Source organism: Emticicia aquatilis, from assembly GCF_014644295.1.
In the GTDB taxonomy this organism is placed as follows: domain Bacteria; phylum Bacteroidota; class Bacteroidia; order Cytophagales; family Spirosomataceae; genus Emticicia; species Emticicia aquatilis.
On sequence record NZ_BMKK01000001.1, the window covers coordinates 443,849 to 457,095 of the forward strand.

The 13,247-nt window shown below is 37.3% G+C and carries 12 protein-coding genes; 1 reads left to right on the forward strand and 11 read right to left on the reverse strand.

All coding sequences use genetic code 11. The features are described from left to right. Window positions 1-160: 160 nt before the first annotated feature. The 9 genes from IEX65_RS01895 to IEX65_RS01935 all read right to left on the reverse strand — a co-directional run bounded on the left by IEX65_RS01895 (window position 161) and on the right by IEX65_RS01935 (window position 7,751). The gene (locus tag IEX65_RS01895; RefSeq protein ID WP_188764082.1) at window positions 161-931 is read right to left on the reverse strand and encodes an oxygenase MpaB family protein; all 771 of its coding nucleotides are present in this window, start codon (window positions 929-931) and stop codon (window positions 161-163) included. Between the two features lie 30 nt (window positions 932-961). Then, window positions 962-1,339 carry a ribosomal maturation YjgA family protein gene (locus IEX65_RS01900; protein WP_188764084.1) on the reverse strand — a complete coding sequence of 126 codons (378 nt, stop codon included), beginning with the start codon at window positions 1,337-1,339 and terminating at the stop codon, window positions 962-964. 33 nt (window positions 1,340-1,372) lie between these two features. Then, window positions 1,373-1,837, reverse strand: a complete 465-nt coding sequence (locus IEX65_RS01905) for a hypothetical protein (RefSeq protein WP_188764086.1) — start codon at window positions 1,835-1,837, stop codon at window positions 1,373-1,375. A gap of 5 nt (window positions 1,838-1,842) precedes the next feature. After that, complete coding sequence (gene creD, locus IEX65_RS01910; RefSeq protein ID WP_188764088.1) at window positions 1,843-3,213, reverse strand: cell envelope integrity protein CreD; 1,371 nt, start codon at window positions 3,211-3,213, stop codon at window positions 1,843-1,845. A 73-nt stretch (window positions 3,214-3,286) separates the two neighbouring features. Beyond that, entirely contained in the window at window positions 3,287-3,580 is a 294-nt protein-coding gene (locus IEX65_RS01915) for a winged helix-turn-helix domain-containing protein (RefSeq protein ID WP_188764090.1), read from the reverse strand. 83 nt (window positions 3,581-3,663) lie between these two features. After that, a complete protein-coding gene (locus IEX65_RS01920; protein ID WP_188764092.1) occupies window positions 3,664-4,290 on the reverse strand; it encodes a hypothetical protein in 627 nt (208 codons plus the stop codon). Then, the gene (locus IEX65_RS01925) at window positions 4,287-4,646 is read right to left on the reverse strand and encodes a diacylglycerol kinase family protein (protein WP_188764094.1); all 360 of its coding nucleotides are present in this window, start codon (window positions 4,644-4,646) and stop codon (window positions 4,287-4,289) included. The genes IEX65_RS01920 and IEX65_RS01925 overlap by 4 nt, the downstream gene beginning before the upstream one ends. Further along, a complete protein-coding gene (locus tag IEX65_RS01930; RefSeq protein ID WP_188764095.1) occupies window positions 4,621-5,313 on the reverse strand; it encodes a DUF1361 domain-containing protein in 693 nt (230 codons plus the stop codon). Before IEX65_RS01930 ends, IEX65_RS01925 begins: the two co-directional genes overlap by 26 nt. Window positions 5,314-5,471: 158 nt before the next feature. Continuing rightward, window positions 5,472-7,751, reverse strand: a complete 2,280-nt coding sequence (locus tag IEX65_RS01935) for a PQQ-dependent sugar dehydrogenase (RefSeq protein ID WP_188764097.1) — start codon at window positions 7,749-7,751, stop codon at window positions 5,472-5,474. A 161-nt stretch (window positions 7,752-7,912) separates the two neighbouring features. Here IEX65_RS01935 and uvrC point away from each other — a divergent pair, with 161 nt between their 5' ends. Further along, entirely contained in the window at window positions 7,913-9,727 is a 1,815-nt protein-coding gene (uvrC, locus tag IEX65_RS01940) for an excinuclease ABC subunit UvrC (RefSeq protein WP_188764099.1), read from the forward strand. Between the two features lie 55 nt (window positions 9,728-9,782). Here uvrC and IEX65_RS01945 read toward each other — a convergent pair whose 3' ends face one another. Then, complete coding sequence (locus IEX65_RS01945; RefSeq protein WP_188764101.1) at window positions 9,783-12,068, reverse strand: T9SS type A sorting domain-containing protein; 2,286 nt, start codon at window positions 12,066-12,068, stop codon at window positions 9,783-9,785. Window positions 12,069-12,177: 109 nt separating this feature from the next. Beyond that, entirely contained in the window at window positions 12,178-13,236 is a 1,059-nt protein-coding gene (locus IEX65_RS01950; protein WP_188764103.1) for a DUF922 domain-containing protein, read from the reverse strand. Window positions 13,237-13,247: the final 11 nt, after the last annotated feature.

Below are 13,247 nucleotides of genomic sequence, written 5' to 3' on the forward strand. Positions count from 1 at the left end.
TACGAAAAATGTTTGGCTTTAGGTACTAATGGAGAACGAAGAATGTATAATTAAGAATCTAACCAACAACAGCTTAAAGGTATCTTTCATAAATCAACAAAAAAGCCCCTCGAATATCAAGGAGCTTTTCAAACCTAAACCCTAACAACTTGAAAATCAATTATCGTGAATCGATAGCCATTCTATCCAAAGCCATAATTTGCTGTGCATAATCGGGAGGAAGGAGGGCTTGTTTCAGAAACTTATCGAATCGTATTTTTTGTGTGAATTTATAAAGTAGCAGAAAAGGCTTTAAAACCGAAAACCTTCTCATTGATAATAGCTTGCTTACTCGAAAAGGCACAACGAGTTTTTGTCCTTCCCATAAAATAAGGTATCGGAGCAAACCCAAATGCTTACGGTATTGCTTGTATAAATCGTCGGTAAAGGTGCTTTTTAGTAAATTTTCTTGTAAATGTTGCTCTCGAACAAGCAACCAATCGGTATGATTACGAGGTAAATCTTTCAGACCCATTCGCTCCCCTACCCGATTGAAGACATCGAATATTTCTTCTTTTTCGGCATCTGTCAGTTTTCTTTCGAGCAATTCAAAAGCCGAAATCGAATAATGAATCAACATAAAAAGGACATCACGATAGGCCCAATCAGGAATCTTCATGCCCCTACTCTGCTCAACCGACTGATGTATTGCCGTAATTTTATCAATAGCCGCAAGGGCTATTCGCTCATCTGAAAAAATAATTTGTTGGGCATAAACCACCGTTGAAAATAACCGACCGAGTGGGTCGGCGGGGAGTTTGCCAGTAAAATAAAGCCAATCAACGGCCTTATTTAATGAAAATTCGGCTGCTGCTCCACCAAAAATAAACAAAATGGTATCGGCATTTCCCCAAATTTCACGGACGATTGAGTTTTTATTCACGAAATTCATATTGATAATATTTATGGGTCAGACGTTCCGTCAGACCTTTAGCCCCAGCGTTTCTTTATCGAACAGAAAGACAGCAAAAATGCCCAAGGTATAAGCAAAAACATCTCTCCAGTCGAACGAACTGCCCAGAACTATGACTATGATTTTGTATTTTTCTAAGCCAACACCCTTCAAGAAATTGCAGTATTGCAAGAACTCAAGAAAATACGCAACTCCGACGGCCGTAAAAGCTAAGTTTAAATCTGATAAGTTTAGAAATGTTTTCAGCACAAAAAATAGAGCAATTACGGCTAAGAAATCTCCAAAAAATGGTCGAATAAGGGTATCATCGACCCAAAGAGCGATTCCGACTTCTACTAAAAACAGCAGGAGAAAAGCAATAAACGGTTTTAACTTAAACGTAAACATAAGATTATTTGTAGGACAGGTTTGTAATAAATTTTATGAACAAAAATCCGTAACAATCTGCGATGGAACATCAGCGTCATCAGCGTGCCAAGATGGTTTAGAAATTTCATTCATAAATAATTTAAAATTGTAATAAAGCATACAAAGCGGATAACAAATTATAAACAAGAAAATAGAATATACAAAAATGGATTTTTCGACAAAAGAATAAGAGTAAATTACAATTTGAGCGAATTCTACAAACCAAAAAGAAGTAGTTATAAATCCAATAACCCAAGTAAGTAGATTCAAATAGCTTCTATATTCTCCAACCACTGCTCTAAAACTTAATATGTATCCTATTATACTTGCTAATGAAAATACCATAAACAGTATTTGCTCACTATTCCACCACAAATGGTCTTTTATTGTTATAATGCAAAAAATAATAAGCGTTACAATCATTGGCAAAACATTCAGGTTTCTTATAGCTTTAACCCAACTTTCTTCTTGCTCCATTCTCATTAGTTACTTTTTAGCCCAACATTTTGCCAATCTATTCGACGAGAGATATACATAGTTATTGATAAGATAGTAAATAAACCAATACTACCTATCAAAAGAGCAGTATCTTCTAATTGTATAATTACGAAGATAAAACCGTAGAGTGTAAGCATGACTAAGGCTACTAAACCAGACAAACGTGTATTTTGAAAAATGCTCTTTGAATACAAGAAGACTAACCCTACCGTCAAAAATGTAGCTATCAGATATGATATATTGAATGTTAGAAACTCAGAAATTGATAATAATAAGGTATAAAAAATGCAAAGAGCTAATCCAATCAAGATATAATTAAATGGGTGTACTCGCTTTTTATTTAGAATTTCAATGAAGAAGAATGCCATAAAGATAAGTGCAATAATAAGAATCGCATATTTCACCGAACGGCTACTTTGTTGATAATTATCATTAGGTGTTATAAGATTTACCCCAAAACTTGATTGTGTCAATGTTTCGGGAGTGATTCCTGTCCATTGTTGAGGAAAGTCTCGATTTAGATGCAAAACTTTCCATGAAGCCGCAAATCCTTTTTCGTTCACTACTCGTTTATCTGGCAGAAATGCTCCAATAAAACTTGGATTTTGCCAATTAGAGTTTAGCATAACTTTAGTTGTTTTGCCAATTGGAACAATATTTAACGACTCCGAACCTTTCAAATTCGCTTCAAAATGAAAAACATATTTACCTTTTCCTTCATTATTAATGTTAACAGGAGTAGAAATCCCAGAAATTGCAATATTTGACTCACGACTAAATGGTAGTTTTGCACCTGACGAATAAAACGATTTATTGCCATTCCAAGTAAGTTCTATGTCATCGGTTATCCCCCTAAAATCGCTGAGAGTAAATAAGACGCTTGCATCTTTCCAAAGTATATTTTCGGGCAACACCTTAAATTGTTCAAGGGAAATATTTTCAAAATCGCCATCAAATATAGTTTTAGAATTATAAACAACGATTTCATAAATTCCCCTACTACGTTTTTCTGGGCTAACTAAGCCATTGACTACCAGTTTATTAGGCAAAAAATACGCATATTCCAATGACTTAGTCTGCTCAATTTCTTTTTTACCATTGGTGTTTAGCTTTTCTACTCTTGAAATTTCGTAATATGGAATCCTCAAAATTGGCCCAATTAGTTGTTGACTATTCCCCCATTTTGAACTTACTTCTTGTATTACTTCACTTTTACGCCCTTCTCGTTCACTTATAAGTGATTGTATCATAAAGGTAGGAATCAACAATAAAAAAATTAAAAAGCCGATAAAAAAGCCTTTAATCAGTGCTGCATTCCTTTCAAAAAAAGTCGATTTCTGTTCAGAATTTTCCATATTATTTCAAAAATTAATTGTTGTAAATCAAAAAGAACTTTGTATTTCAAAGTAAGATTGCAAAAAAATATAGTTATGAGCCTTTTATAAACTTTTCGAGTTCATTGAGGTGGTCTTCAAATGCCTTTTTACCTTCTTCGGTTACGCTGTAAACGGTGCTTGGTTTTCGGCCGATAAACTCTTTTTTGAATGCAATATAGTTGGCTTCTTCTAAGGCACGTAAATGCGTAGCCAAGTTGCCGTCAGTCATTGATAAAAGGTCTTTCAAAACTATGAAACTTACCTCGTCATTGACCATCAGCACCGACATAATACCGAGTCGAGCCTTGCTTTCAAATGCCTTATTAAAATTCTGTAATATTTGCATAAATAGTCCACCGTCAACATCGGACCGCCGATGCGGTCGATGGTCAGCAGTGATAAATATCTTATTTCAAAGTAATTTCAAATTCACTCAGTTTTTTTGGGGGCCATATCGTATTTAAAGTACATAACAGTACCGTAAATAATATGCAGTACACCAAAACCCAATGCCCAACAAATTAAATTATATTTTGCCAAAAATAAGGATATTATTCCTAAAATGATTTCTGCTATACCCAAAGAAAATGTATCATGCAATGTGTATTTACTTGCACTCACCAAAGCAACACCATAAAAAACTAAAGTGGCAGGAAAACACAACCAAAAAAATCCGTGATAAAGCATTCCCAAACAAAATAGCCCTCCAGCACATAAAGGAATCATCAAATTGAGTAATAATAATTTTGATGATTTATTCCAAACACTCAATCCTTGTTTACGGGTCTTTCTGACTGTAAAAAATATTCCAAAAAACAAAGCGAAACCTAAAACAACAACCGCTTCAAGCACTAATTTGGGTACAATTTCGTGTCTTACTTCTGGAATACTTAGCAAACTTGAGCCATCAACATGCAATTTAGCATAAGCATACCAAGCACCCAATAAAGCACATACGCCCGCCGAAATACCCGAAAGGCCACTCAACGAAAGGAATTTCGAGGAGCGTTCCATCAAGGAGCGAATTTCTTTTAGATTTTCGAGATGTTCGTTCATAAATGAATGAAAAGTTTAGGCAAAAATATGATAATTCCGACAATAACCGCAACAATCGACATAATCAATACTGCGGCAGCGGCTAAATCTTTTACTTTTCCGATTAATTGATGGTAGTCGGGTGATACAAAATCACAGAGTTTTTCGATTGCCGTATTGAGTGTTTCTACTACCAAAACTAATCCGATTTGGGTAATAATAATTGTCCATTCGATGGCTGATAATTTCAAATAAAACCCTGCTAACAAGGCGATTACACCAACAAACACATGAAACCTTGCATTGTTTTCCTCCATCAGAAATCGAAGCCCAGCAAAAGCATGACGAAAACTACGCAGCATTTTTAAGATTTGCATCACGATTCGGAATTAAAATGAGCATCGAAACATAAAGCACCGCCACAACCAAAGTAAAAACCAGCGTTGTTTGAATAGCCAATGGATTTTGTAATTCTTGAAACGATTTTCGGAACAAATAAAATGGATTCGTGAATAAATCCCAACTATTGAACCTTACGAAACGTCCGAGATACAAACCAAAACCTGATAACACAATACTTGCCGCAATAATAAACCAAGCTAAAACACTATTAATAAATTGATTAAGTACCTGATGTGTAACTTGTAAAGAATATAAACCCGTACAAACCCCCGCCAAAGCCGCAATAAAAAAGCCTACCGTATCGAACCATAAAATATGTCTTTCATATTCGCCTAAATGTATCAAATCAGTAATCAAGTAAGGAGCATTCGGAAAGAAAAGTAACCACAAACCTAAATTAACTAAAATCAAAAGTTGCCTTGATTTAGTGACTAATACTGATGAAGATAAACGACGGGCAACAAGAGCGAAAAATAATGGCACCCAAGCCAAGAAAAGATTCCAGAGTAAAAACAGCCCTCGAAGCTGCTCGGTCTGCACCGCCCTGATAATCAACAACAAGCAGCACAATGCCGAAAGCAAAGCCAAACTCAAAGTGGCTCGGCTGATTCTGAAAAATACTTTAATTTGATTCGATTGCATTATTTTAAAAAGAACTTTGCATTGCAAAGTAAATTTTAAAAATCTCATTATGCAAGCATTTTGAAGTTTTTTTTACGACCTGATTAAAATTTTATCTAAAAAAAATGCTGGCAAGGTTTTGAACCTTGCCAGCATTAAAGATTTTACAATTAAAGAGACTAATTTTTTATCACCTTAAATGTCTTAGAAAAACCATCGGTTGAGATTTTCAGTAGATACATTCCGCTTTCGGCGGCAATGAGTTTTGAATCAAGAATAGGTTTTATTTCTTGCCAAAAAGCTTCTTTTTCCATCAAAACACCACCATTTCTATAATAAAGAGTCGCTTTTAAGACCTTATTTGTCAAGTCGTTTAACGGAAAAATATCAATCGTGTGTTGGGTTGGATTGGGAGCAACACTGAGTTGGGAAGCTATCGGCGATACGCTCAAAACTCCACAATTTGGCTTAATTACTTTTTCATAAGTAGAACTCAGTCCTTCGGCATCGGTGGCAGTCAGCGTAACTTTGTAGAAATAGATTTGGTCATCGCATGGCACAATATTCAAAACAGCCTCACCAGTTAAGCGATAAGATGATGTCACGAAATGAATGTGGTCATCGTGGTAGAGCAGCACTGACCATAAATAACTAAGTTGTTCTTTGCTATGCTCAGCATCCGTTACTTGGGCATTGAGGCTTACTGGAAAATCCTTGGTATTATCAAAAATCTCTAATTTATCGATACTTGTGTTAATGATTTGGGGAGGTGTATTATCCACAAAAATATTCATTGTCTTGAAAGAAGAAAGCCCTGCCGCATCGGTCACTTTAACGCTTGCACCATAAGTGGCTACTTTTCCTATTGAATTATAAGTATGACTGGGATTAGCTTCATTTGAGCTTTGGCCGTCACCAAAATTCCATTCATATTGCAAGGCTGTTCCTTCGGGGTCTTTCGAGTCGCTTGCTTTGAAATTTACGGTTAAAGGTGCTTTTCCATAAATTGGCGTAGCAGATTGCACAACCGTTGGGCGGCGATTGGCATTTGGGTTATAAGACAAACGTCTGATTTCGTGAATATTTGGGTAAAAATAATTGGTATAATAAATTGCTCCATCTTTCGGATTGATTGCAAACGACGTTGGGTGAATATCACTCACAAAATCAATCACTTCGGTCGGGTTTCCTTTTGTATCGAACTTAAAAGCTTTTATCCAGCCTTCGTAGTCTGCGTGATAATAGAGGTTTTGGTATTCTCTCGGAAACTGCTGATAATTATACCAAATACCCCCAATCGAAGCAATTCCTGAAAATTTATTGCCTTTGAATTGTGGAGAGCCAACGGCAAAAGCATCGCCCTCTACAATGCCTTGTGCGAAAGTGCCACGCCAATCAATGATAGGTTTTTGATGATTTTTTGGTAAATACGTTGGGTCTTGGTAGGCTTTATTGATAAAATCAATGCCCTCGTAGGTTGGCCAACCGAAATTTAATCCGCCTTTGGTAGCCACATTAATCTCTTCTCGATGCGACCACCCCACATCCCCCATATAAATTGTCCCAGGATTTGCATCAGCAGGGTTTGTGCTTCCTGTGTTTGGTTTGATTGAAAATCGAAATGGATTACGCAATCCATAACTCCAAATTCGTGATTTAGCCGAACGTGGTTTACCGCTCTCAAAAAAAGGATTTGAGGCAATTCCATCGCCAGTGTTTGGGTCTATCCTAAGAATTTTTCCATTCAAGGATGTTAGTGATTGACATTTGTAGGCATTGATATTTTCGTCAGCAGTGATAAATCCCAAACTTATGGCTTCCTTAAACCAATCGCTTTGTGTATCATCAACCACTCCTTCGGTTGCTAAAGCGGCATCACCAACACTTGCCATAAGTGTACCATCTAAAGCAAAAACCAAAGACCCAACACCATGATTATCAACCAAAATCGGAATCCCAGTTGATGGAGTTTCGCCTATCAATACCTTTCTTGAATTCAAATCAATTTCGGTAAAACCACTCGAAACTGTAAGCGAATAACGAGTAATTCGGCCGATTGTAGTCTGAAAAGGGGTTTCTTCTTGAGCTTGGTAATCTGGTTTACCGAAATTGAGTACATGATGACGTTTGGCGGCATACATTAGATAAACGTAGCCATTTTTCAGAAAATCAGGGTCGAGAGCAAAGCCATTGAGTCCGTGGTCTCCGTAATCAAGTACTTCTTCGCTTATATCAATGATTGGTTTGGTCGATTTTACACCATTTTCAACTATAAAAACCTTTCCGCTTTTTTCCCATACATACATCCGTCCGTTGGCATCAAAAGTAAGTCCAGAAGGGATTGTCCAATTATCAGAAATGACCTCATCTATAAAACCAGAAGGTTGAGCAAAAGTATTAAAATTAAAAAGTAGCAGACATAAACACCTCAGAGCAAGCACAAAAATCCTTTTAATCATGATAGCTGTTGAATTTTCTTACAAATTAAGAAACAAATTTATGCAATAAGTTGTCAAACAAAGAGGCTCAAAAAAAATATTGAACCGTAAAATAAGTTAATTTTGTTTTCGATAGAGACTGTTTAATAAGAACGTGTTTCTTACATCAGTCAAATACATTTATGTCTGAAATAACATTTGATTATAAATCTGTGCTTCCACAACTTCCCGAAGAACCGGGGGTTTATCGCTATTTTGATGAAACTGGCGAAGTAATTTATGTTGGAAAAGCTAAAAATCTAAAAAATCGGGTAAGTAGTTATTTTTATAACTTCAATAGGCATGACCGCAAAACTCGTCGTTTGGTAATAAATATTCGTAAACTTGAGTTTACCATCGTTCCGACCGAATACGATGCCCTTTTGCTTGAAAACACGCTCATAAAAAAATATCAACCTCGCTTTAATATCTTACTGCGAGACGATAAAATGTACCCGTATGTGTGCGTAACCAACGAGCGTTTCCCGAGAGTTATTACCACTCGCCGCATGGAAGATAAAAGTAAAGGCAAACTTTACGGGCCATTTGTTAATTCAAAAGCCATGTATGCCCTGCTCGAAATGTTCAGCCAACTTTATACGATTCGGACATGTATTCTGAATCTTTCGGAAGAAAATGTAGCAGCAAAAAAATATAAAATTTGTTTAGAATACCACATCGGCAACTGTAAAGGGCCGTGCGAAAATCGCCAGCCAGAGGAAGAATACAACAAAGAAATTGAGCAGGTACACCATATTCTGAAAGGTAATATTGCTCCTGCTAAACAATATTTTGCACAAAAAATGCAAGAATCGGCAGCTAAATTGGCTTTTGAAGAAGCACATCAGTTTAAGCTAAAACTGGATTTTCTCCAAAATTACCAAAGCAAAGCCACGGTTGTCAATCCAGCCATTAAAGACTTGGATGTTTTCAGTATTGTTTCTGATGAAAGTTCAGCTTATATCAATTATCTGAAAGTCATTAACGGAACAATTACTCAAAGCCAAACGCTGGAAGTAAAGAAAAAGCTCGATGAAACCGAAGACGAAATTCTGACGATGTTGATTGTGGAACTTCGCCAAAAATATGAGAGTGAATCGAAGGAAATTGTGACGAATATTCCACTCGAAATTGACATGAAAGCCGAAATTGCCGTTCCACAAATCGGCGATAAACGGAAGTTAATGGAAATGTCGCTCAAAAACGTGATGTATTTTCAGCGTGAAAAAGCCGAGCGAGAAGCGATTGCTGCCAGTGGAGCAACCAACAAACGTGACCGTGTGCTGGTAAAGTTGAAGCAAGATTTACAATTAAAAAATCTGCCTCGCCACATCGAGTGTTTCGATAACTCGAATATTCAAGGCACAAACCCAGTTTCGGCAATGGTTTGCTTTATCAACGGGCAGCCTTCGGTGAGAGATTACCGCCACTACATTCCAAAAACGGTTGAAGGGCCAAACGACTTTGCAACCATGAAAGAGGTTGTAGGCCGTCGATATAGTCGTTTACTGGAAGAAAAAGCCGAATTACCCGATTTGATTATTATTGATGGTGGGAAGGGACAACTTTCGGCAGCATGCGATGCCCTCAAAGAAATCGGACTTTACGGCCAAATTCCAATCATTGGCATTGCGAAGCGTTTGGAAGAAATTTATTTCCCTGAAGATACGCTACCGCTTTACATTGATAAAAAATCAGAGTCTCTGAAACTCATTCAGCGTTGTCGAGATGAAGCTCACCGTTTCGGAATCACGCATCACCGTGACCGCCGAAGCAAAAATTTCTTGATTAGTAGCCTCGAAAGTGCAGATGGAATTGGGAAACTGACTGCCACAAAAGTTTTGAAACAATACAAGACTATTTCTAATATTAAGAATGCTCCAGAAGAAGAACTAATAAAATTAATCGGAAAAGATAAAACCCACCGAATTAAGGAGTTTTTGGAGAAAGAAAGTTAAGAAACTAACCAGTAAGGATAGCAAAGATTCATCGCTATTCTTACTGGTTTTGATTTTATTTCATGATTACAATATTCTTCGTTTCGACAAACACTCCATGAGTCAGTTTCACGATGTATCTGCCCGGCCCTAAATTCGATAAATCTACCACTCGACGTTCGGTTAGATTTGGAATTGGGCTTGAATAAATAAATCGCCCTCTACTATCATAAATTGTCAACGTAAAATCTTCAATATTTTCTTTTGCTTCGAGTGTAACTATACCATTGGTCGTTGGATTCGGATAAATAATAATACCCGATAATTCGGTATTTGGCACAAACGAATATGCTCCCGAAAGGTTAGAACGGCAGGTAAGAGTTTTGTTAGAAACCGTGAAGTTTCGGAGTGCAGTAACGGTTATAAAACTTGGTGCATTAATCTTGATAAATGCTGTTTTATTGGCAGATGTACCGCCATCTTGCTTCCATTCATAGGCTAAATCGGTTACCTCAGTTTTCTGCTTAGCCTGTAATGTATAGGGGCCTACTTGTATTATTTCGGGAGTTTCGGGGCGTGGCTTAATAGCAAAAATTGCAGGTTCAGACTCAGCAGAAAAACAACCATTTTCATCTTTCTGACGCACAGTAACTCGATAATCTCCTGCCGTACGAAGCGTAATGACAGGAGCGGTTTCGTTAGTACTCCAAACACTCTCTTTCAAACTTGTTGAAGCCAATGTAATAGGATTTCCTTCACAAACTGCAATATCACTTTGATATATTACAGGTTTTCCTGGCAATGGGAGCGTTTGGGCCTGTATAATATTTGATTCTGGCGATGCACAACCCAAAGCACTAATACCACGCACACTATATGAGCCTGCATTTTTTACGGTGATTTGCTTTTGGGTTTCGCCAGTATTCCACACAAATGAAGCATAGTCTGGTGTATCTGTCAATAAATCGGTACTTGTCCCTTCACAGAATAGTGGACTTTTCTTGGCATAAGCGAAGGGCTTAACGGTTGGAAACACCTTCTTTACATCAATGGTCGAAGTAAAGAAATAATTACCAGTTTGGTCTCTTACGATACTACTATACGAACCTGTAGATGCCACAAGATTGGGCGAAGTAGTATTATTCGACCACCTTTGCGAACTATATGCAGTAGGCAAACTCAAAGTTACTTTATCATTAACTTGGCAAGAAGCATTCAAAGCGATAATTGGCGAAGCTAAAAACGGTACTGATTTACTAAAAAAACTTGTACTCATTTTTACATCCCAAGCTTTTGCCAAATCAGTAATTCCTGAATCGGTAAAGTGTACCCCCTCAGGACGAGGATTTTGAATTGAATCAGTGTATGGCCCTTCAAAAATATAATCGGCTGGATTAATAAGGCTATTTTGAGCTTTTATCACCGTAGGGTAAAGCTGATTAGTTTTGAACAAAGAGGTTCGAGTAATCATCCAACTTATTTTTTTTCCAGATTCTGCACGGCTTTTGTCTATGACCCTTTTGAGAGCTGTTGCATAATAATCTTGAGTTGTATTGAGTTCGGCCTCGGCTTCGCCTTGGTCCCATAAAACCGAGCGTAAACCTAACTGAGAAATATAATATTGTAGCGAAATTCGTAAATATGAGTATGGTGTTTCACGAGGGAATGTAAATTGAAAAAATGGGTGTTTGGTTGCCACGCCAATCGAACTACTATACCAGTTTTCGATGCTTGAACCTTCGTAAGCTGCATTAAAAAATAAAATAGGCACATTTAAGCGTTTGGCCAGTAAATCTCCCAATTCTCCCCAACACCAAGTTCCTTGCCCACGTGGAGCAATAGATGATGTGCGTTCGATGTGCGAGAAACTCTGAAAAGGTGGTATTTCATCTAAAAAATCAAGTTTCTGATAATCAAAGCAGTTTACACGGTCATCAACTGAAGCTTTTTCGCCAAAGTTTCGTTTGCCTTCGGCATTTGATTGTCCAGCAATCAAAAAGACTTCTCCAATACCTACTTTCTCAACAGCAGACTGTGCTACAACTGCTCCGTTTTTCCAGCCTCTTACTTGTAGTTGATACCAACCACCAGTACCTTTTATTGAGCCTACAAATGAACCATTCTGTGGTTTGTCAGTTACGGTAGCCCAATCAGTAGCAACACCCTGCCCTACTTTTACAGGAACAAGTCTTGCCTCGACTTTCTCGATGGCATCTTCATAAATACCCGATATGTAGATACTCGAAGTATTGTTGTTATCTCTCTGAAAAACACTTCTTGTTAGTGGCAGATTAATCGTAATTTGGGCAAATCCAGCAATGTTGACAAATAATAGGAAAAAAAACAAAACAAGGTTTCGCATCAGTAAATACTGTATTTCGTTAAAAAATGACCGCAAATATACTCAAAAACTTAAAATTTTCTTTAATTTCTTAACCTTAATCTAAGTTTCCCAATCATTTTTTAATCTCTTAGCTTTTCTCACTCAACCATTTTTTCACTTTTATCTCCCAATCTGCTTGTCCTTGTCGATAAATACTATGGTTCGATTCGCTATCGTATTGCTTTTGTAATTGATTCATTTCTCGATACGATTCCAAATATTCGTACTGAATCATGCTATTGAGGTCAATAATTAAATCGGCTTGCATCGCCGAAATTTTCTTCTTAAACCGCTCCGTGACAACTTTGGCAATATCAAAATGAAGTTGTTCGTGTGCAAGAGCGTAATCGCTCAAAGCGTTTGGCTGAACCCACGACATTCCTCGCACCATATAGGTTTTGGTCGAAATTTTAGCCACAATGTAATTATCAATGACTTGAAAACTTGCTCCATAAGCAAAATTGGCAAAGATGGCTGCTCCGTAGCGAGTATTGGTTGGTTTCCCTCTGAAATCATCCCAGTTTATTTTTCGGGTGTGGTAATAAATCGTGTCATTATCGTTTGCATCATTTTCGGGCAAAAAGATAATCTTCACACCCTTGATGAGTGCTTCGTGTTTACTGCCATTGAGCGTAAGCCACTTATCGAAATATTCAACCGATTTACCAAAGATAGAACCCAAAATTGATTCGTATCTGCTGTTGGACATTTGAGGGTCAGAACGAATAAACGAAGTGCCTATGGTTGTTTCGGTAAGGAAAACGGTGTCTTTTTTACCGATTCGGTCAAAGGCAACTTTTAATTGGACTTGGCCCGAAAAATTTCCGTTTGGTAGCTTCGATTCGCTTATTTTAAAATCAAGAATTCGGTATCTAAGCAGCAGTGGGGTTTCTTTATTGGATAATGATTGCGAAAGAAATTTCTTGATAGCAGTTTCGATTCCTGTTTTAAAATTAATGGGTTCTTTCTGGGAAGTAGAGATAAAGGCTTGGCCGATATTTTCTCGTTGTAAGCGAGCATCGGTGACATCTACAATGCTAAAACTTGGAGAAAAGCTTAATTTTTCGGGGCTGAGCATCAGTAGTTTTTGAGAATATGCTTCCAGTCCCAAAATCAACATTAAGCACAAAATCTTGATTGTTCTCATTGAATTATTCA